This is a genomic window from Cycloclasticus pugetii PS-1 (assembly GCF_000384415.1).
Taxonomy (GTDB): domain Bacteria; phylum Pseudomonadota; class Gammaproteobacteria; order Methylococcales; family Cycloclasticaceae; genus Cycloclasticus; species Cycloclasticus pugetii.
This window is the reverse complement of the sequence record NZ_ARVU01000001.1, coordinates 1,141,528-1,161,663: the sequence shown is the minus strand read 5'-3', so window position 1 is coordinate 1,161,663 and position 20,136 is coordinate 1,141,528. Positions and strand designations below refer to the sequence as shown.

The 20,136-nt window shown below is 39.7% G+C and carries 18 protein-coding genes and 3 tRNA genes; 6 read left to right on the top strand and 15 right to left on the bottom strand.

The window, feature by feature from the left end:
• Positions 1 to 26: 26 nt before the first annotated feature.
• The 13 genes from CYCPU_RS0105610 to CYCPU_RS0105550 all read right to left on the bottom strand — a co-directional run bounded on the left by CYCPU_RS0105610 (position 27) and on the right by CYCPU_RS0105550 (position 11,510).
• Positions 27 to 359 carry a YdbL family probable chaperone protein gene (locus tag CYCPU_RS0105610; RefSeq protein WP_020162142.1) on the bottom strand — a complete coding sequence of 111 codons (333 nt, stop codon included), beginning with the start codon at positions 357 to 359 and terminating at the stop codon, positions 27 to 29.
• Between the two features lie 8 nt (positions 360 to 367).
• Positions 368 to 571: a YnbE family lipoprotein gene (locus tag CYCPU_RS0105605; protein ID WP_016390705.1), complete on the bottom strand. Its 204-nt coding sequence runs from the start codon at positions 569 to 571 to the stop codon at positions 368 to 370.
• Between the two features lie 16 nt (positions 572 to 587).
• A complete protein-coding gene (locus CYCPU_RS0105600) occupies positions 588 to 3,341 on the bottom strand; it encodes an intermembrane phospholipid transport YdbH family protein (protein ID WP_020162141.1) in 2,754 nt (917 codons plus the stop codon).
• A 227-nt stretch (positions 3,342 to 3,568) separates the two neighbouring features.
• Positions 3,569 to 4,969 (bottom strand): mannose-1-phosphate guanylyltransferase/mannose-6-phosphate isomerase, encoded by a 1,401-nt coding sequence (locus CYCPU_RS0105595; protein ID WP_020162140.1) that lies wholly within the window; start codon positions 4,967 to 4,969, stop codon positions 3,569 to 3,571.
• 53 nt (positions 4,970 to 5,022) lie between these two features.
• Positions 5,023 to 5,499, bottom strand: a complete 477-nt coding sequence (locus CYCPU_RS0105590) for a BamJ family beta-barrel-assembly machinery protein (RefSeq protein ID WP_015005921.1) — start codon at positions 5,497 to 5,499, stop codon at positions 5,023 to 5,025.
• A gap of 10 nt (positions 5,500 to 5,509) precedes the next feature.
• On the bottom strand, positions 5,510 to 5,854 hold the full coding sequence (locus CYCPU_RS0105585; protein WP_016390708.1) for a BON domain-containing protein: 345 nt from the start codon (positions 5,852 to 5,854) through the stop codon (positions 5,510 to 5,512).
• A 64-nt stretch (positions 5,855 to 5,918) separates the two neighbouring features.
• Positions 5,919 to 7,217 carry a replication-associated recombination protein A gene (locus CYCPU_RS0105580; RefSeq protein ID WP_020162139.1) on the bottom strand — a complete coding sequence of 433 codons (1,299 nt, stop codon included), beginning with the start codon at positions 7,215 to 7,217 and terminating at the stop codon, positions 5,919 to 5,921.
• Entirely contained in the window at positions 7,217 to 7,849 is a 633-nt protein-coding gene (gene lolA / locus CYCPU_RS0105575; RefSeq protein ID WP_020162138.1) for an outer membrane lipoprotein periplasmic chaperone LolA, read from the bottom strand. The genes CYCPU_RS0105580 and lolA overlap by 1 nt, the downstream gene beginning before the upstream one ends.
• Before the next feature lie 3 nt (positions 7,850 to 7,852).
• Positions 7,853 to 10,147, bottom strand: coding sequence for a DNA translocase FtsK (locus tag CYCPU_RS0105570; RefSeq protein ID WP_020162137.1), 2,295 nt, complete (start codon positions 10,145 to 10,147; stop codon positions 7,853 to 7,855).
• A 163-nt stretch (positions 10,148 to 10,310) separates the two neighbouring features.
• Positions 10,311 to 11,090, bottom strand: a complete 780-nt coding sequence (locus tag CYCPU_RS0105565; RefSeq protein WP_198003963.1) for a class I SAM-dependent methyltransferase — start codon at positions 11,088 to 11,090, stop codon at positions 10,311 to 10,313.
• A 95-nt stretch (positions 11,091 to 11,185) separates the two neighbouring features.
• Positions 11,186 to 11,261, bottom strand: a tRNA-His gene (locus CYCPU_RS0105560).
• A 77-nt stretch (positions 11,262 to 11,338) separates the two neighbouring features.
• A tRNA-Arg gene (locus CYCPU_RS0105555) sits at positions 11,339 to 11,415 on the bottom strand.
• A gap of 18 nt (positions 11,416 to 11,433) precedes the next feature.
• Positions 11,434 to 11,510 (bottom strand) — tRNA-Pro (locus tag CYCPU_RS0105550).
• A 127-nt stretch (positions 11,511 to 11,637) separates the two neighbouring features.
• Between CYCPU_RS0105550 and folD the strand changes: the two genes are divergently transcribed.
• Positions 11,638 to 12,492, top strand: coding sequence for a bifunctional methylenetetrahydrofolate dehydrogenase/methenyltetrahydrofolate cyclohydrolase FolD (gene folD, locus CYCPU_RS0105545; protein WP_016390713.1), 855 nt, complete (start codon positions 11,638 to 11,640; stop codon positions 12,490 to 12,492).
• Here the strand turns inward: folD and cysS are convergent.
• Positions 12,489 to 13,880, bottom strand: a complete 1,392-nt coding sequence (gene cysS / locus CYCPU_RS0105540) for a cysteine--tRNA ligase (RefSeq protein WP_020162135.1) — start codon at positions 13,878 to 13,880, stop codon at positions 12,489 to 12,491. The genes folD and cysS overlap by 4 nt on opposite strands.
• Before the next feature lie 198 nt (positions 13,881 to 14,078).
• On the opposite strand from cysS, the gene CYCPU_RS0105535 reads away from it, so the two are divergent.
• Both CYCPU_RS0105535 and CYCPU_RS0105530 read left to right on the top strand, forming a co-directional pair.
• The gene (locus CYCPU_RS0105535; RefSeq protein WP_015005914.1) at positions 14,079 to 14,675 is read left to right on the top strand and encodes a peptidylprolyl isomerase; all 597 of its coding nucleotides are present in this window, start codon (positions 14,079 to 14,081) and stop codon (positions 14,673 to 14,675) included.
• Between the two features lie 3 nt (positions 14,676 to 14,678).
• A complete protein-coding gene (locus tag CYCPU_RS0105530) occupies positions 14,679 to 15,404 on the top strand; it encodes a UDP-2,3-diacylglucosamine diphosphatase (RefSeq protein ID WP_016390716.1) in 726 nt (241 codons plus the stop codon).
• 24 nt (positions 15,405 to 15,428) lie between these two features.
• Here the strand turns inward: CYCPU_RS0105530 and CYCPU_RS0105525 are convergent, their stop codons facing one another.
• On the bottom strand, positions 15,429 to 16,250 hold the full coding sequence (locus CYCPU_RS0105525) for a ferritin-like domain-containing protein (protein WP_020162134.1): 822 nt from the start codon (positions 16,248 to 16,250) through the stop codon (positions 15,429 to 15,431).
• An 86-nt stretch (positions 16,251 to 16,336) separates the two neighbouring features.
• Between CYCPU_RS0105525 and sthA the strand changes: the two genes are divergently transcribed.
• The 3 genes from sthA (at position 16,337) to CYCPU_RS0105510 (ending at position 20,093) form a co-directional block, all read left to right on the top strand.
• Positions 16,337 to 17,749, top strand: a complete 1,413-nt coding sequence (gene sthA / locus CYCPU_RS0105520; protein WP_015005911.1) for a Si-specific NAD(P)(+) transhydrogenase — start codon at positions 16,337 to 16,339, stop codon at positions 17,747 to 17,749.
• Between the two features lie 60 nt (positions 17,750 to 17,809).
• Entirely contained in the window at positions 17,810 to 18,499 is a 690-nt protein-coding gene (locus tag CYCPU_RS0105515) for an SIMPL domain-containing protein (RefSeq protein WP_016390718.1), read from the top strand.
• Positions 18,500 to 18,872: 373 nt separating this feature from the next.
• On the top strand, positions 18,873 to 20,093 hold the full coding sequence (locus tag CYCPU_RS0105510) for a hypothetical protein (RefSeq protein WP_232228592.1): 1,221 nt from the start codon (positions 18,873 to 18,875) through the stop codon (positions 20,091 to 20,093).
• Positions 20,094 to 20,136 lie beyond the last annotated feature (43 nt).

Below are 20,136 nucleotides of genomic sequence, written 5' to 3'. Positions count from 1 at the left end.
AAAGTTAAAGGGATAAGCGTTTGTCGTTACTTTTTGACCCATTGGCCATCTGGAAATTGAATAAAATGCCCTTTGCTTGTTTTTTCAATAGCTTTTTTCCCTGCCAGTTGTTCAACGACGCTTAATGGCTTAGCAACTTTTGCTGCAACTTGGGCATATTTTTGTTTCCGTTTGGCATTAATATCACTGATGAGTGCTTTAATGTCAGCTGATGGAGCACTAACGGGGCTGGCTAAATACCCGTTCGGCGTTTCTCCTACTAAACCTTGATCTTTTGCACTATGTAGATCAATGGCTAAAGAAACTGTTGATAGTGTGAGCATAAAAACAGTTAATAAAATTTGTACGTATTTCATCATCGTTCCTCTTAAAATAAGCCTGAATCTTCAGACAGTATGGAGTCTAGCTCTTTATCAACCTTGACTCGAATTTCGTGTTCAATCTTTACATTTAAATTGATTGTAATGGGCTTGTCTGACGCTTCTACTTTGACGGTTGGCGTGCATCCAAATATTGAGCTTAGCAACAAGCCAATACATGTTATATATGCGATGGGGGCTATTTTTTTCATACAAAACCTCATGTTTTTATTGGCAATAATATTGATTATTTGAATGCTTTATTTTAGAGCGTATAAACGCTTCTATGTTTAAATCAATACCTGATTGAATGCGCATTGTTTCAAGAGCCCCTTTTAAGCCGACTTCAGTATTTAAGTTTAAGTTGATTAAACGGCCATTGGCAACAGTTGGATTACGCCCAGAAATAGCAGATTTAAACAATAGCGTATCATCATCGTAAATTATTTTGCTGTTTAACGTTGTGTAGTTAAAGTCTTCCAGTACATCGAAGGTTAATTTGAGTTGATCATTTATATTTGTGCTTTGGCTTAAAGGTGTGGTGTAACGTATTTTCCCGCCATCGATGCTATTCATATGGCCATCCGATACGTTGAATTGCCCGTTTATATAGTGCACAGGAATACGTCCTGATAATTTGCCACTGGTATATAAGCCATCCATGTTTTGCGTTCTGACCAATTCAGATAAATCCAAGCGATCTACGATCAACTCCAGTTGTATAGTATCGTTAAAATTAATGTCTTCATTTTGAATTTCTACTAAACCTGAAAAAACGGTCGCTTTGCTTAACGGGGTTTTAAAATGCCACTCGTTTAGTTGATTATAAAGTACGCCATTAAGCTCGATATTGTTTGCCTTGATACCCATATTTAATTCATTAATGTGGCCGTTAAGTTCAGCATAAAAGGTGTCAAACGTAACCGCCTGTTGTGTTTTATATGACCCCAATTGTTGCGAGGGTGAACTTAACTGAAGCTGAACCCCTTTAAATGTACCTGTCTGATAAACACCTTGAGCTTCGTGTAATGAGACCTTGAATTGCTTAAATTCAGTTTCACCCTTGTTTAATTCAATAACCGCGTCTCCCGCAAAGCTCCCTCCAGTCATGTCAAATGGAAGTATTGGTGTGTTAAGCCATTTTCTGAATGTCTTATGTGTTGAAAAAGTCTGCTGCCAATGGATATCAATTAAATGCTCTGTACTGTTTTTAGGTTGCCAGTTTGCGAAAAGGATGGGGTCGTTACAAATATTGGCGAGTTTAAGCGATGCTTTAGTTGCACTTAAGTCTTTAAACCAGAGTTGGTTTTTAATAATCATGGGTGGGATATAGTATGTCTGATCTAACAACGCCAGATTCATTGCGTCAATTGAAGAACGAATACTCATCTTATGCTGCTGGAGGCTTGCGTTTGCTGTAAGCCCCCATTTTTTAATGTTTAATTGATTGCTATCAAGGTTTTGACCACCTAATGCAAATTTCATAGCGGAAACATCTTGCGTGTTTAAATTAATAGAAAGCGTTTGGTTTGGAATGTTTACGAAAAGTGTTTTGGCTTTGTATTCATTAAAACGTAAAGAATGTATTTCAAAACGATTTTTCGACAACGGCTGAATCATCAAGTGATGATCTTGAATGCTTACTCGGCTGTTAACCTCACCTCTTAGTTTGCTAATAAAGAGGTTTTCTATATCGAGTGGACGATAAATATTAGCAAGGTGTAGATTACCTTTGAGCTGAAACTGATAATGGCTTCTGTGACTGTTTTCTGGGGTAATAACCTCCATGTTAGAAAACTGTACATCGATCAGCTTTTTGTTCTTTTCAATGTATTCTAGGGTAAAGCTGCCATCTATAATTGAGAAAGGGTTATTCAAATCAGCCAATAGATCATACTCGATGGTGAGAGGCTCCTTTAGATTGGCAAGCAAAGTGCCCATTTCATCCATCATTTTGTAGTTGTTATCGGGCATAAGGAAACGTTTTAGATAGCCGTTTATTTCTACAATAGGTTGTTTAGGGTCTACGAGCGTTAAACGAAATTTTCCTTTGTCTAATGAAAACCTTAGCGTTGTGTCGGTGGTGACTTTAGTCGTTGCTGCTGTGTGTTGGTTAGAAAAATGACTGGTATTTTGTATCTTAGTAACGCCGGTAAGTTGTGTAATCTCATCTATAGAGAACCGTTGTGTGGCAGGTAATGTGAATTGGTTGCTACTGACCAATTGATTGCTATTAACACTTATCGCACTACCATTAATTGTTGGCCACTCGAAAGCATTTAATTCACTGTTAAGCTGCACGTCCCCTTTCAGTAGATCACCTTGTTTTGTTAACTTAAGGCTCAACGCTAGTAATGGATTAGCGGCGGTATCTGATATGTTTAATTCAAGTTCATTTTGCGCATTTATTTTTAATAAAATATTGGTGTCGATTAACTGCTTAAATACTTTGGAACCTTTGTTAAAAAAACCGTCACCTAATATGGTTTGGACGGTTAATAATCCATTTGATAAATCAATCCTGAACGCCTTCAGTTCTAAATGAGGTCGATGGACCGTTAACGAGTTAACAAGCAGACGCACTTCAGGTAGATCATCGATTAAAGCGCTTGGCAAAACATCAAATAAATTAATGTCAGTAACAGTGTTATTCGAAGAAGGTTTATTTATCCGTATATCAATAGAGTCGATGTTAACCAAAACCAAGTATGCGGAAGGTGTATTAAAATTGATGAATGTATTTGCTATATCAACGTCTACCTGCTCTTCAAATCTTAATGATAATGACTTTAACTGCAATGAGCGTGAAGAAAGTTGTTTCCACGATGGGCGATCGAACTGAATGTTTGTAACTTCAATGTCGTACTTGCTTAATGAAGATGTCAGTGCTGTTTGTACAAGCCAAGGTAACGCGATGTATGAGAGAAGGAATAAGAAAACTATAGCGCTAAACGCTATAAGTACACCACGTTTTTTGGTCATGAAAGACAATCTATCGTCCTGGGGAGGTAAACATACAATAGTTAGCAAGCGTGATTAAAGAGCTTTTAAATAATACGCCATTTTTCATTTAAAAACATTTTTCTACAGACGATAAAAATAGATGTTAATTCGCACTCGTCGACATTCGGGTTCTATCTAATTAATTCAAAAACGACCCTGTATTAGTCATTATAGAGCTTTATATAATATCTCAGAGGGCTCGATGATTATGTCCGACTATAATCATCCTCAAAACGAATAATGTCATCCTCACCTAAATAAGCCCCTGACTGTACCTCAATCATTTCGAGCAAAACTCGACCAGGGTTATGTAATCTATGTTTGGTACCAACTGGGATGTAAGTGGATTGGTTTTCTGAAACCAGCATAACTTTATCATCGCAGGTAACTTCTGCCGTGCCTGTCACTACAATCCAGTGTTCAGCACGATGGTGGTGCATTTGTAATGATAATGAAGCGCCTGGTTTAACCGTAATTCGTTTAACTTGGAACCGTTCACCAACATCAATAGCGTCATAATGTCCCCAAGGGCGATAACATAGACGGTGGTTTTCTGCCTCTTTACGGTCTTCATTTACCAGTCGGTTGACTATGCTTTTTACATTTTGTGCAGATTTTTTACTCGCGACCATGACGGCATCAGCGGTTTCAACAACAACAATATCATCTAACCCTATAACAGATACCAAACGGTGCTCACTATGAATATAAGCATTTTGCACATCTTCAACGACCACGTCGCCTTGTAAAACATTATTATCGGCGTCCTGCTGCGCGCATTCCCATAAGGAAGACCAGGAACCAACATCGCTCCAGGCGGCATCTAACGGTACAACAACGGCTTTGCTGGTATGTTCCATCACTGCATAATCTATTGAGTCTGAGTCACAAGCTTCAAATGAAGCAACATCCAAACGAGTAAAGTCGAGATCTTTCGTACCTTTAGCTAAAGCTTCACGGCAACTGGACAAAATCTCAGGTGAATATTTTTCTAATTCACAAATCAACGTGGATGCTTTGAACATAAACATCCCACTATTCCAATAGAAATTACCTGAGTCGGCATATTGCGTAGCAGTCTGTAAGTCTGGTTTTTCTACAAACGCTTTAACGGGGCTGATGGTGTTTTTTTGATCGGCCTGAATATAACCGTAACCGGTGTTTGGGGAAGTGGGCACGATACCAAACGTTACAATCTTGCCCTGTTCTGCTTGTATTTTTGCAGCTTCAATGGCTTGATGAAAAGCTGTAAGGTCATCAATAACATGGTCTGCGGCTAAGACTAATAAAACTGGATCATCGCCCATTTTTTGAGCTTCTAACGCTGATGTAGCGAGCGCTGGCGCAGTATTTCGCCCAACAGGTTCTAAAATAATATTAGGTGAGGTGATTCTTAATTCTTGCAATTGCTCTGCTACCATAAAGCGATGATCGTTATTGCAGACAACAATAGGTGATTGAATACCCTCAAGTCCACTAAGTCGATTTAGCGTTTCTTGAAACATGGTATTTTCGCCAAATAAAGCAATAAACTGCTTAGGTTTGTTCTTTCTAGACAGTGGCCACAGGCGTGTACCACTTCCACCCGACATAATAACTGGAATCATAAACTTCCTTATTTAATCCTACTCAGTAACTGCATAATGCCTAATAAAATACGTTAATCAATAGCAATCAACTCAACATCAAAAATAAGCGTTGAACCGCCTTTAATGGCCCCCATGGATTGATTGCCATACGCTAATTTGCTGGGTATAAAAAAACGTGTTTTTTCACCTGTTACCATTAACTGCACACCTTCAGTCCAGCCTTTAATGACTTGGTTTAGGCCAAAGGCAATGGGCTCACCTCGATCTACAGAACTATCAAAGACCGTTCCATCTAACAAAGTACCATGGTAATGAACGGTCACTTTATCGGTCGAAGTTGGGTGCACTTCACCATCACCTGGTGAAAGCACTTTGTATTGTAAACCTGATGCGGTGGTTATAACGCCCTCTTGTTCAGCGTTTTTTGCTAAGAACTCTTCACCAGCTTGAATATTATCTTTAGCGTTTAACGTTGCTTTACCATTTAAAAAATACTGAACCAGATAAAAAACGGCTGCAATGACAACAATAATAAGTAAAATTTTCATAGCAGCTCTATTATTGAATGACCGTCAATTTTGAAATCACTTTACTAACCCCTTTTACCGAGCTTGTAAGACTTATGGCTCGATTTAATTGAGCTGAGCTCTTAACATGTCCATATAGAGTGACCACGGAACGGTAGGTATCAACATTAATATCAAAAGCATCAATCTGCTTATCTTTGATTAATGTAGTTTTGACTCGAGTGGTTATAGAAATATCCTCTGATATAACACCAACAGGTCGCTCGTCAGTACCAACTGCATAACCGCCAGCACCAGCGCCACCAATTAATACGGTTGTGCAAGCACTTAGGAAAAGCAGAAGGGGTAAAATAAGCAGAGTAATAAATTTATTCATTGCTAAATCAATTAATGTGTCAGTTAATGAGTGGTAATAATACCTTTTAATATAGCGGAATATTTTATTTTTTTGCTTGTTTGTTAAGTTCTCTTAAGTATCGAAGCTTTTCAGCAATCTTTATTTCAAGTCCACGATCAACTGGTTCGTAATAAGTTGAACCAATAAGCGCCTCTGGTAAATAATTTTCCCCTGCAGCAAAGGCATTGGGCTCATTATGTGCGTAACGATAACCTTCATGATAGCCCTCTTGTTTCATTAAGGCTGTTGGCGCATTTCTAAGGTGATAAGGAACATCCAAACTACCTGTTTTTTTTATAACGCTGTCAACTGCATTGAAAGCGCTATATACGGCATTACTTTTTGCTGCACAGGCCAAGTAAATTACTGCTTGCGCAAGTGCTAACTCACCTTCAGGGCTGCCTAATTTTTCTTGTGTTTCCCAGGCATTTAAAGCTATTTGTAACGCACGAGGGTCTGCATTACCGATATCCTCAGAGGCAATACGGACAATACGTCGTGCGACATATAAGGGATCGCACCCGCCATCAAGCATACGTTTTAACCAATATAACGAGGCATCGGGGTCACTACCACGAACGGATTTATGTAACGCCGATATTTGATTGTAGAAGTCTTCACCGTGGTTATCAAAACGCCGCACTCCATCTTGAACAACCTCATTAATTATATTGGCTGTAATGGTTTTATGTTCGTTTGCAGAAGCTAATTGAGCGCTTAATTCAATAAAATTTAATAACCGTCTGGCATCTTTATCTGAGGCATTCAGTAACAATTGAATGGCCTCATTGTCGATAGTAAACTGGCTACCGAGCCCTTTGTTTTTATCCGTTAAGGCATGATTAAGGATAGCGCGCAAATCGTCTTCTTCAAGTGATTTTAATGTGTAAACACGCGCTCTGGATAATAATGCATTATTGAGCGAAAAAGAGGGGTTTTCAGTGGTCGCGCCAATGAACGTAAAAACTCCGGCTTCTACATGTGGTAAAAAAGCATCTTGTTGTGATTTGTTAAAACGGTGTACTTCATCAACAAAAAGAAGTGTGTTTTGTTGTTTATCTATACGATTTTTCTTTGCTTGCTCAACAGCGGCTCGAATATCTTTAACGCCGGCTAAAACAGCTGAAAGTGAAATAAAGTCGGCCTCGGCTTGTTGCGCAATGATTCTTGCTAAGGTTGTTTTACCAACACCTGGAGGGCCCCATAAAACGAGCGAGTGTAATTGCCCTGATTGAATTGCTTCATAAAGGGGTTTACCCTCAGATAAAAGATGTTTTTGACCTGAAAATTCCTGTAACGAGGTGGGACGAAGGCGATCGGCCAGCGGTTCAGTGGGTTTCATTAGTTCGGCGTTTCTTCAAAAACATCAGCGCCATCTGGCACAATAAACTCGAAGGTTTCGTCTACAATAGGCTCGTTAATGGTCACATCAGTAAACAATAAATCTGTGGTTTGGCCAAAACTATCATGCAGACGCATTTTGTTGAGTAGGCCATCTTTAAAACCCACCTTAATAAATTCAAAACCACTTGAGTCTTCTTTAGGCGTTAGCATTAACCATTCTAATTGCTCGCTGTTATCCAACTGAGTAATATTAAAAAGCGTATCAAGTTCAATAGAGCCAAGAATTACTGCTAAAGGCGAGGAACCAACCGATTGCGATGCATTTTTGATGGTAACTTGCTCAAGGTCTTCGTCGTAGACCCAAAGCTTATCCCCGTTTGAGATAATTTTTTGCACATAAGGCGTTGTGTAGTGCCAACGAAATTGATTGGGCTTTTTTATCCAGAACTCACCGGTTGATGATTGAATAAAAGAGCTTTGTTCACTGCTAATGACCTGAGTAAATTGACCGCTAAGGTTTACATAGTGTTGCAAATGAAGCGCTAGATTATCTTCGCTGCTTTTTGCGACGCTTGGTAAAGTAAAAGCAAATAAGACAAAACAGCAAAAAACGCTACGAAGTGTATTCATAATTTATAACTCAGGTGGTGGTGGGGCCAATACTTCACGTGAACCATTCGATTGTAATGGACCGACAACGCCACAGCGTTCCATTTCTTCAATCATTCGTGCGGCTCGATTATAACCAACCCTTAATTGGCGCTGTACACCAGAAATGGATGCTCTGCGTGTCTCTGTTACAATTTTTAAGGCTTGATCATACAGCTCATCGGAATCTTCCGAGCTACCGCCAGACCCTCCCCCATCAAATTCAGCCGGGTCAGAGGCGGTCAAAATGCCATCTATATAATTTGTTTTGCCTGATTTTTTAAGTTGTTTAACAACTTTATGCACTTCATGATCATCCACAAATGCTCCATGAACACGTTGTGGCAAACCAGAACCTGGGGGTAGATACAACATATCACCATTCCCTAGTAAGGATTCTGCACCGGACTGATCGAGTATCGTACGCGAGTCAATTTTTGATGACACTTGAAAGGCTATTCTTGAAGGAATATTGGCTTTAATTAGGCCAGTTAACACATCAACCGATGGGCGTTGTGTTGCCAACACTAAATGTAAGCCAGAGGCCCGTGCTTTTTGCGCAAGCCGCGCAATCAACTCTTCAACTTTTTTACCAACCACCATCATCATGTCGGCAAGTTCATCTATTATGATGACTATTTGAGGTAACTCAGTCAGTGTGCCAGCCTCATCCTCATCAATAAAGGGTGTTGGCTCCCATAATGGGTCAGCTAAAGGGCTCCCCTCTTTTATTGCATCTCTTACTTTTTTGTTATAACCGCTTAAATTTCGCACACCCAATAAGGACATTAATTTATAACGCCTTTCCATTTCGGCAACAGACCAACGCAATGCATTGGATGCCTCTTTCATATCAGTTACAACAGGGGTTAATAAATGTGGAATACCTTCGTAGACTGATAGCTCAAGCATTTTTGGATCAATCATGATCATTCGAACTTGTTCCGGTGTTGCTTTATATAACAAGCTTAAAATCATCGCGTTAATGGCAACAGATTTACCCGAACCGGTTGTGCCAGCAACCAATAAGTGCGGCATTTTAGCCAAGTCAGCAACCGTAGGTTGACCGGAAATGTCTTTACCTAACACCAATGTTAAAGGAGAGTTTGATTTTTCATACGCTTGAGAAGAGAGTATTTCACTAAGCCTCACCATTTCACGTGCTTCATTGGGTATTTCTAAGCCAATCACAGATTTGCCAGGAATAACTTCTACAACACGTACGCTATGTGTGGACATCGAGCGCGCCAAGTCTTGAGCAAGGCCGCTAATTCGACTGGCTTTTATGCCCGGCGCGGGTTGAATTTCAAACCGTGTAATAACAGGGCCCGGATTAACTGCTACTACATCGACCTCAACACCAAAATCTTGCAGTTTTAATTCAACCAATTTCGACAGTGCTTCAAGCGCTGCTTTAGAATACCCTTCAACCTGCTCGGTAGCCTTATCTAATAATGCCAAGCCTGGCAAGGCACCGGCAGGCTCATCAAATAACGCTACTTGTCGCTCTTTTTCAACACGCTCACTGCTTTTTATTTCTCTAATAACAGGCTCAATTCGTGCTTTCGGTTTGGCTGCAAATATTTTCGATTGCTTTTTGAATGAATCACTACGTTGTTTTTTGACGGTAACAGACGTTTTACGTTCTTTGCTATCTTCAATGTAGGTTTTTAGCAGGCGAAATGCTTTTATTGATAAGGCACCGAGTTTATCCATCAGACCTAGCCATGAAAGCCCAGTAGAAAGTGTGATGCCGATAAGGAAGAAGCTCAAGAGAATAAGTGTTGCGCCCTGAAAAGCAAACAGATGTGTTAAAAAATCTGTTAACTCTAAGCCAATAATGCCTCCCGGTGAACCAGGGATGGTGAGCCAACGTTGGTAATAATGCATGTCTAACAAGCCAGCACCGGCAACTAAAAACACAATAAAGCTAACCCAACGAATGACTTGGTGCGTGAGTGTATCAACATGTTTGGAACGTGCTTCCGATAAGAACTTCCATGCGCTGCTCATTAACATAAAAGGAAGAGCAAACGCCATAAATCCCATGATAGATAACATGAAGTCTGCTATCCATGCGCCAACAACTCCGGTGATATTTAATACAGCCTGTCCCGTGCCACTATGCGTCCAACCAGGATCGTCCACGTGATAACTAAAAAGTGAGCCCAGCAAAAATAAGCTGACAGCAAGTAATACCAAAAAAGCCGACTCTTTTAACAGCTTTACAATCTGTAAATGTGCGGGCGAAGGCGTTGAAGTTGTCGTTTTTTGATTCACGTAATAATTTATTTAAACTGGTTAATTGTGTGCTTTTTTCCGACTGATTAATTGCAATATACAGGCTACTTTAAGACTGATAGGCGACTATTCTCATGTTCTATCTTATCATTTTCATAACAAATGTTGAGCTTAAAGAAGGGATCTTCTCGACAGGCATAATCTATGAATTAACATACACATCGTATCGTGTATTCACACTATTAATAGTGTAACTCGGAAAGCACTCATTGAGTGGAGCTGCAGATTTTGGTCGCTTCACTACAACACGATGCATGGCAGTTTTCAGTGCCGTCTCTAAAAGCTCATTATTATTTAAATTATGTGCGACAAGATATTGTAATACTTGCATTTCTTTTTTTATTTTTGCCGATTTTTTTCTTTCGGGGTACATGGGGTCTAAGTAAATTACATCCGGTAATTTGCTATTAATATGCTGGTAAGTATTTAAGTGAGTTATTGAGTCTTGATAAATACATTTCATCCTATCAGCAATATCTGCAACGCTACTATCATGAGTGGCTCGATCAAGGGCATCGGCTAACAAACCATATAAGGCGGGGTGTCTTTCACATAAAGTGACTTGCGCACCCAGGCTAGCTAAAACAAAGGCATCTTTTCCAAGTCCAGCAGTGGCATCTAAAATACTCCAATCTGGGTGTTTATTTAGCCCGCACGCTTTTGCCAGAGGCTGATTTTTACCTCCACCATATTGTCTACGGTGCTTAGCTTTGCCATTGATGAAATCAATGCATAGCTGCAAAGGTTTATTAGTCGTTCGTAGTTGAAGGTTAAGGCGTCTATCGTTATAGATTAACAAACAAGCTTCAGAGGTATCGTCAGTGTCGATGAGTCGATAATCACCCTTATTAATAAGGTGTTTGATTTCAGGAGGTGGTTCGCTTGGCTCAGTGAGCAAGATGGGAAATGGTTTAAATGGCAAAATATGGCCCGCTAAGGAAAATAACACCGAATTTTAGTTTAAAAACTAAAACAGTGAAATGACTAGGCATATTAAAGGAAAGAATAATCGTAAAATGGGGTGGATGAAGGGACTCGAACCCTCGACAACCTGAGTCACAGTCAGGGGCTCTACCAACTGAGCTACACCCACCATCGACGATTTTAAACAGAACTTAAATTTACAATTTTTATCTCTTAAAGGGTATAACCAACTTAACCTAGCCTTAATGGCGCGCTTGACAGGACTCGAACCTGTTACCCTCGGCTTAGAAGGCCGATGCTCTATCCAGATGAGCTACAAGCGCTTCAGCATAAGTAAAAATTGGTCGGGGTGGAGAGATTCGAACTCCCGACCCACTGCTCCCAAAGCAGTTGCGCTACCAGGCTGCGCTACACCCCGACTTCCTTCAGAAAAAATGCATAAATAATGCAATAAGTCTGTAGGTGGGCGATAATACGGCACACGGTAATTTTGGTCAACGCTTCTTTAACAAATTTAACAAAGAACCTTAAAAAATTTAAAAAATATGACATTTCAAACGATTGATGGAAAAAAAATCTCAGCTGAACTAAGAGCTGCAATAAAAAAACAAACAGACGGTCGAATTTCTCGTGGTTTATCAAAACCCGGTTTAGCGGTCATTTTGGTAGGTGAAAACCCTGCTTCTGAAGTTTATGTACGTAATAAATGTAATGCCTGTGAAGAAGTCGGCTTCTATTCTTTATCAAAGACCTTTCCTTATGGTGTTACTGAGGAGGAGCTCCTTAATTTAATTGATGACCTAAATAATAATTCGGCTATTAACGGGATTCTTGTCCAGCTACCGTTACCGGAGCATATTAATGAGGAAAGAATCATCGAAGCGATTGACCCGCTTAAAGATGTAGATGGCTTCCATCCTTATAATATAGGTCGCTTAGCGCTTCGTATGCCTGTTTTAAGGTCTTGTACACCTAAAGGCATTATGACCTTACTTAAAAGCACTGGGCTTGCCCTTGAGGGCAAAGAAGCTGTTGTTATTGGCGCCTCTAATATTGTGGGTCGGCCTGTTTCATTAGAATTATTAATGGCTCGTTGTACCGTAACCACTTGTCACAGTCGTACAGTTGATCTTGAGGCGCATGTTAAACGTGCAGATATTATTATTGCCGCGGTTGGGATTCCAAGTTTTGTAAAGGGTGACTGGGTTAAACCAGGCGCTGTGGTTATTGATGTCGGTATTAACCGTCTAGAGTCAGGTAAGCTGGTTGGGGATGTTGATTATGAAACGGCTTCAAAAAAAGCAAGTTGGATAACACCCGTACCAGGTGGTGTTGGCCCAATGACCATCGCTTCTTTACTTGAAAACACCTTACAAGCAGCTGAGTTACAAAGCAGTTAACCCCTGCGCCAAGTTGTTTCAGGCCCCTTATCTTCTAAAATAACGCCTTGTTCTTTTAAGCTATCGCGAATTTGATCAGCTAAGCTCCAGTTCTTATTCGCTTTAGCTTCAAGACGCTGATTAATTTGAGCTTCTATCTCTTCATTACTGATACTGGCATCCTGCCCCGCCATTGATTTTAAAAACAGATCCGGGTCTTGGCTCAAAAGACCCAGCGGTTCGGCCATAGTTAATAAGTCAGCTGCGGTTTTTGCCGCCTGCTCAGGTTGTGTATGTTTTAATTTATTTAATTCGTTTGCGCATTCGAACAGTACGGCAATGGCTTTTGCAGTATTAAAATCATCGTTCATCGCGTTTTCAAATTGTTCGATATACGTTGATTTAACCTCATTTTTTACAGGCGTGACATCACGTAGCGCTGTATAAAGCCGTTCTAATGCGGAACGTGACTCATTTAACTGATCGTCTGAATAATTCAATGGGCTGCGGTAATGGCTTGATAGCACGAAAAAGCGAATTTCTTCCCCGCGGTATTTTTTCAACACATCTCGAACGGTGAAAAAGTTACCTAGCGATTTGGACATTTTTTCATCATCAATGCGCACAAAACCATTGTGCATCCAAGTATTAACGTATTTTTCACCTGTTGCTGCTTCTGATTGAGCAATTTCATTTTCATGGTGAGGAAACTGTAAATCCATTCCACCTCCATGAATATCAAAATGGTTTCCAAGGCAACACGTTGCCATTGCAGAGCACTCTATATGCCATCCAGGCCGACCATTACCCCAAGGCGATGACCATGAAGGCTCGTCAGGCTTAGCAGACTTCCATAAAACAAAATCAAAGGGGTTGCGTTTACTGCTATCAACATCTACCCGCTCTCCTGCATTCATATCATCTAGTTTTCGGCCTGATAATTGGCCATAGTTCTCAAACGATTCAACGCAATAATACACATCATTATTTGGCCCAACATAGGCATTATCATTAGCAATCAACTGTTCGATCATAGTAATAATAGCCTCCATCGAGTCGGTTGCTAACGGTTCGATGTCGGGAGAAAGGACGTTTAATGAAGCTTCGTCTTGATGCATCTCATCGATAAAGCGCTTAGTTAATTGCTTGAAATCCTCACCCGATTCAATCGATCTGGTAATAATTTTATCATCAATATCAGTAATATTGCGCACATACTTAACGTTATACCCTAAGTACTTTAAGTACCTTGAAACAACATCAAAAACGACCATAACTCGCGCATGTCCGATATGGCAAAAATCATAAACGGTCATACCGCATACGTATAAATTAACCTCTCCTTTGTTGATTGGAACAAAAGTTTCTTTCTGCTTTGTTAAGGTATTGTGTATTTTTAGTGCGCTCATTTTTATAACCAACATTATTTAAGGGCGAATAATAACCGATTCATTGAATCTCGGCATGATTAGCATGCGATATTAATCATATTAAGCCGCCCTGTTTTGCTTAAAGCTCGAGTTTTTAAAATAACGAATGTGTGAGCTTTATCAAAACCAGCTAAGAAGATAAGATACACAGCTTAATTTATTGTAGGAGTTTTACTGATGACCAAAAAGTTAATCCAATTTTTAAAGGTATCTATTGCTAGCGCCCTACTTTTCGCAACTGCAACTTACGCAACGGATAAAAATATGAGCATGACAACTATTAAACTAACCACAAACCAAGGCGATATTACTCTAGAGTTGGATGCCGAAAAAGCACCTAATACTGTTAAAAACTTTGTCACTTACGTTGAAGAAGGTTTTTATGAAGGCGTTATTTTTCACCGAATCATTCCTAACTTTATGGCACAAGGCGGTGGTTTTACCGCTGATTTTGCACAGAAAGAAACCAACAGTGCTATACAAAATGAAGCCGATAATGGTTTAGCTAACGACCGTGGCACGATTGCAATGGCACGAACAGGTGACCCGCACTCAGCAACAGGACAATTTTTTATTAACTTGGCTGACAATGACTTTTTAAACCACAGTTCAAAAACACAACAAGGTTGGGGATATGCTGTTTTTGGCAAAGTAACTGACGGTATGGATGTTGTTGATAAAATGGCCGCTATTCCTACTGGCTCTGGTGGTATGTTCCCAACGGATGTTCCTCAAGAAACTGTCATTATTGAGAAAGCTGAGGTTATTAAGTAATTCGTGACTCAGCACATACATTTTATTTCTGACTTACACCTTACCCAAGATAGGCCTGAAAATACGCAGCGATTTTTAGCCTATCTTGAGTCCTTAAGTAGTGATGTGTCAGCTTTATATATTTTGGGCGACTTGTTTGACGTATGGGTTGGTGACGATGACCCAACCCCGCCTAGTGAAGCAGTTAAAACACACTTAGCCAAAGTTACTTCCAAGGGAGTTAAGGTGTACTTTTTGGCGGGCAATAGAGACTTCTTGGTCGGTAAAAAGTTTTTTGCTGATACTCAGGTGGTCAGCTTAGAAGACGAATATATTATTGATTTATTTGGCACGAGTACCTTATTAATGCACGGCGACCTGTTGTGTAGTGATGATGTCGAATACCAAAAATTTCGAGACTTAACGCACACGCCTGAATGGCAACAAAGCATTTTATCTAAACCTCTTCAAGAACGCTTGGCGATGGCTCAACACTACCGGCAAGAAAGTCATTTAAATAAAGCAAACAAGTCGATGGAGATTATGGATGTTAATGCCTCTACCGTTGTAAATTATGTTAAAAAACATCAGGTGAAACGTCTTATTCACGGGCATACACACAGGCCAGATATTCACTCGCATATTGCGGACGGGGAAGAGATTGAACGTTTTGTTTTAGCAGAGTGGGATCATAGCGGCAGTGTTCTCGACTGGAGTGAAGACGGTTATCAGCTCATCGAACTTTCTTAGTCTTAACGTAGCTAGTTCTGAATATTATGTTTGCTTTAATTTACGTTTATCAAGGCGTTCAAGCTCTAACAACTCACTGGGCGTAAAACCCGCCCGGAGCCGTAAAGGCTTATTAAATGGGCCGAGTATTTGACCTTTTAATAAGCGTTCAACATGTTCGAAAAACACATCTTCACGCTCGACTCCTTCGTTTTCACAAACAAAATCTAGCCATTTTGTACCAAATTCAACATGTGTTACTTCATCTTCTAAAATAATTTCTAAAATGGCCGCTGTGTCCATGTCTTTTTGGGTATATAGTTTTTCCAACATGGCTGGGGTAACATCAAGTCCACGAGCTTCTAGGTAACGTGGAACCAATGATAAACGAGCAAGTAAATTATCGTCTGTTTTAACGGCCATACTCCATAAACCATCATGCGATGGATTGTCACCATATTGACAATCATAGGTCGCTAAATGATTGCATAGTAATTGAAAGTGCTTACATTCATCATTAGCAACATAGACCCAGTCTTTATAAAACTGTGCCGGCATACCTTTAAAACGATAAGCAATATCTAGGGCTAATTTAATCGCATTAAACTCTATGTGTGCGATAGCGTGTATAAATGAGCGCTTGCCTGCTTCTGTTCCTAGCCGCCTTCGTGGTAAATCTCTGGGTGCAACACAGATGGGCTTGTCAGGAAAACGTACGAGGTCTATTGGTTTAATAATGCGGTTTACTGGCTCAATAAAAGAGCTATTTTGATGGCACAACTCAAAAGCTTGCCGTGTCATCTCAATCGTTTCGTTAACCGATGAGCTCAATAAGGCATTTTCGAGCGAATTAAAAAAATCAGGCATGAATAAATACTCTTGGCGAAAAGCAGATTTTATCGTATCTGTTGTATACTTGCTCAGACGTTTATAAATAATTATGAGAGCAATTAATGAGTACATATGACTATGATGTAATTGTTGTAGGCACAGGCCCAGGAGGTGAAGGCGCCGCAATGAAGGCTTGTAAAGAAGGTAAAAAAGTTGCCATCATAGAAAAATATAAAGAGGTTGGCGGTGGCTGTACTCATTGGGGAACAATTCCCTCAAAAGCATTACGTCAAGCGGTTCAGCGTGTTATTCAATTTAATCGCAATAGATGGTTTAAAGAAGCCTGCGGTGGCCGACTTCACTTAACGTTTCCTCAACTTTTAAGTTCTGCTACCGACGTAATAAAAAAACAGGTTGATATGCGAGATGGCTTTTATGAACGCAACAATCTTGACTTGCTATACGGCACAGCTAGTTTTGTTGATGAAAATACAATGCAGGTTAAACCTAATGCCGGTGGTAAAGTAAAAAAAATAACTGCCAAGGTGTTTGTGTTGGCGCCTGGCTCTCACCCCTATCGTCCTGATGATGTGGATTTTAATCATCATAATGTTTTTGATAGCGATACTATTTTAGATTTAGACTTCACACCACGCTCAATTACAATCTATGGAGCGGGCGTTATTGGTTCCGAATATGCTTCTATCTTTCAAGGGTTAGGGGTTAAAGTTAACCTTATTAATACGCACTCTACTTTGCTGGCCTTTTTAGATGAAGAAATCGTACATGCCTTAAGTCATGATATGCGAAACCAGGGTGTTGTTATCCGTTCTAGTGAAGAATACGATTCAATAATACCTGACGATAAAAGCGTTGTTACCCAATTGGTTTCAGGAAAAAAGATCAAAACTGATATTTTTCTATGGGCCAATGGTAGGACCGGTAACTTTGATGACCTAGCATTAGACAAAGTCGGCATCACCCCTAACTCTCGCGGTCAAATTAATGTTAACGAGAATTACCAAGTGGAAGGTAAAGAACATATTTATGCGGTTGGAGATTTTATTGGCTATCCAAGTTTAGCCAGCGCCGCTTATGATCAAGGCCGTTTTGCCGCAACCCATATCGTTGATGGGTTTTGTGACGCTACTCTGGTTAAAGACATTCCAACAGGTATTTATACTAATCCGGAAATTAGTTCAGTTGGCTACACAGAAAAAGAATTGACCGAGCAAAAAGTACCTTATGAAACCGGTTATTCACGTTTCGATTCACTGGCAAGAGCGCAAATTTCTGGTGAAACTCAGGGTTTATTAAAAATAATTTTTCACTCAGAAACATTACAAATATTAGGTGTGCACTGCTTTGGTGACCAAGCGGCTGAAATTATACATATTGGGCAGGCGATTATGTCGCAAAAAGGCGAAGCAAATACCCTGCTGTATTTTACTAATACAACCTTTAACTACCCAACAATGGCTGAGGCTTATCGAGTGGCTGCTTTAAATGGTTTAAACCGACTAGATAACCATTAAGATAGTATTCAGCTTAGGCCCGTATAGTAAGTTACACCCCAATAAAATAATGAGTTAAAGATGAATAAATGGATTTTGTTGTTTAATTTAATATTTTTAACCAGCCCTCTAATGGCTCATGATAAACCGTTTGATGGAGTTGTTAATTTACAAGCTTCTGCTAGTTTAGAGGTTGAAACCGATACGATGCTGGCCAGTATTGCTGTTGAAGCTGAACATTACGACCCCGCTGTTTTGGCTGAACAAATCAACCAAAAAATGTCTTGGGCTCTTAAAACAGCCGCCCCCTTTAAAACCGTTAAAGTTAAAGGTGGGCAATACACATCTCATCAACTTTATAACAAACGTATTTTTAAAGCTTGGCGTGGTATTCAAACTATAACGCTAGAAAGTAAAGACAGTGAGCACTTAGGCAAGCTGATTGGCTTATTACAAAAAGAATTACTAATTAAATCCTTGCGCTACCAAGTCTCAGAAGAAAAATTAAATGCCACTAAACAATTATTAACAAAACAAGCTATTGCAGACTTTAAGGCGCAAGCACAAACGATCACTAACGAGTTCGATAAAAATAAGTATATTGTTCATCAAATTAATATCCATTCGAACAATCAGCATCGCCCAGTGTATTACGCCAAATCAAGAATGCTTTCAAGCAGTGCAACTGATGAAGCTGCTCCTGCTAACTTACAACAGAACACGTCAACTATCCAAGTCAATGTTAATGGCTCAATTCGCCTAGTAGACTAAGGCTAACAAGCTTAATTCTCATTCGCACCATTTTAGTGCCTATCTATCATATCAGCACCTAAAGGATGCGACGCAGCATTTATTTGCCTCATAAGCCTCTACCAATCACTGTATTGCCAATAAATTAAACTTGGCATAACCATTGCACTACTTGTAGCTGTTATTTCTTTCGATTAAGTCATAACACACTGTAACGGCGCAGTCATGAACACCTTAATTTATAAAGCAAAGGCGCTAACTCGGTATATTCGTGTTGGTTGCTTTAGGTTTTATGTTTTTTTAAAAAAATTTAACGTAGAGAGTTAATATGAAAAGCAACAAAAAAAGTCACTCAAACCCTATCATAGTAGGCGCTATTGCTAGCACGATACTAATGACAACAGCTCCTTTAGCGCAGGCGGAGGAATCTATATTAAATGCCCTATCCAGTGGTAAAGCCAGTTACAGCGCTAGACTACGTTATGAAAATGTCGATCAAGAAAACTTATCTGAAGAAGCAAACGCTTATACCGCTAGATTAACGGCGGCCTATAAAACAGGAACGTATTATGGGTTTGGGCTTTTTGGTGAAGTAGAAAGTGTTCATAGCTTATTTAGTAACAATTATGCGCATCCATCTCAAGCCAAAGGTGCTAAATACCCTGTTATTGCTGATCCTAATGAAACAGAGCTTAATCAAGGTTACTTGTTTTACACAGGGCTTGAAGACATGTCTGTAAAATTGGGGCGACAAGCATTGACATATCGTGGTGCACCCTTTCATCGGCATATCGGTACGGTTGCTTGGCGTCAAAATTGGCAAACACTGGATGCATTCTCTATTTCTAATCAGTCGCTTAGTGATACAACCATTAATTATGCTTATGTATGGAATGTAAATCGTATCTTTGGTGAAGATGCGCCTGAACCACTTGATAATTTTGACAGTGATTCACATTTATTTAATATCCAATATAGTGGTTTTAAAGCTGCAAAAATTGAAGCTTATGCATATTTATATGACTTTGAAAATGCAGATGCTTTTTCAACCAATACATATGGTCTAAGACTTAGCGGTGCTAAGCCTATCAGTGATGCGACTAAGGTTATTTATACAGCTGAATACGCCACCCAATCAGATGCCGCTGATAACCCTAACTCAATAGATGCTGATTATATTTTGGCTGAACTCGGCACAAAAATATCATTTAATGGGCCTATCAACATGCTATTGTTAAAAGCCAGTTATGAATTACAAGAAGGTAATGGCGGCGCTGACCGTTTTGTAACAATTCTTGGAACAAATCACGCTTACCAAGGCTGGGCGGATAAATTCTTAGTAACCCCAGGTGATGGTGTTGAAGATATTTACTTAACAGCTGTGACGACTGCTTATGGCATAAAATTTGTAGCAGCTTATCATGACTTTAGTTCAGATAATAATAGCTACGATTACGGTACTGAGTTTGATTTGATGGCTACTAAAAAAGTAGGTAAAAACTACACCGTTGGTCTCAAGTATGCAGATTACAATGCTGACAATAATGCTTTAAATATCGGCCCAACAGCCGTTGATACGACTAAATTGTGGGCTTTTGTAAGCGCAAAATTCTAGTCATGGCATTGGTATAAGCCTTTTTTTAAAGAAGCATTAATCG

Bases quoted from the DNA above. Each gene is read 5' to 3' on its own strand.
- CYCPU_RS0105610 (WP_020162142.1), bottom strand. From the start codon at position 359: ATGATGAAATACGTACAAATTTTATTAACTGTTTTTATGCTCACACTA.
- CYCPU_RS0105605 (WP_016390705.1), bottom strand. From the start codon at position 571: ATGAAAAAAATAGCCCCCATCGCATATATAACATGTATTGGCTTGTTG.
- CYCPU_RS0105600 (WP_020162141.1), bottom strand. From the start codon at position 3,341: ATGACCAAAAAACGTGGTGTACTTATAGCGTTTAGCGCTATAGTTTTC.
- CYCPU_RS0105595 (WP_020162140.1), bottom strand. From the start codon at position 4,969: ATGATTCCAGTTATTATGTCGGGTGGAAGTGGTACACGCCTGTGGCCA.
- CYCPU_RS0105590 (WP_015005921.1), bottom strand. From the start codon at position 5,499: ATGAAAATTTTACTTATTATTGTTGTCATTGCAGCCGTTTTTTATCTG.
- CYCPU_RS0105585 (WP_016390708.1), bottom strand. From the start codon at position 5,854: ATGAATAAATTTATTACTCTGCTTATTTTACCCCTTCTGCTTTTCCTA.
- CYCPU_RS0105580 (WP_020162139.1), bottom strand. From the start codon at position 7,217: ATGAAACCCACTGAACCGCTGGCCGATCGCCTTCGTCCCACCTCGTTA.
- lolA (WP_020162138.1), bottom strand. From the start codon at position 7,849: ATGAATACACTTCGTAGCGTTTTTTGCTGTTTTGTCTTATTTGCTTTT.
- folD (WP_016390713.1), top strand. From the start codon at position 11,638: ATGACATTTCAAACGATTGATGGAAAAAAAATCTCAGCTGAACTAAGA.
- cysS (WP_020162135.1), bottom strand. From the start codon at position 13,880: ATGAGCGCACTAAAAATACACAATACCTTAACAAAGCAGAAAGAAACT.
- CYCPU_RS0105535 (WP_015005914.1), top strand. From the start codon at position 14,079: ATGACCAAAAAGTTAATCCAATTTTTAAAGGTATCTATTGCTAGCGCC.
- CYCPU_RS0105525 (WP_020162134.1), bottom strand. From the start codon at position 16,250: ATGCCTGATTTTTTTAATTCGCTCGAAAATGCCTTATTGAGCTCATCG.
- sthA (WP_015005911.1), top strand. From the start codon at position 16,337: ATGAGTACATATGACTATGATGTAATTGTTGTAGGCACAGGCCCAGGA.
- CYCPU_RS0105515 (WP_016390718.1), top strand. From the start codon at position 17,810: ATGAATAAATGGATTTTGTTGTTTAATTTAATATTTTTAACCAGCCCT.
- CYCPU_RS0105510 (WP_232228592.1), top strand. From the start codon at position 18,873: ATGACAACAGCTCCTTTAGCGCAGGCGGAGGAATCTATATTAAATGCC.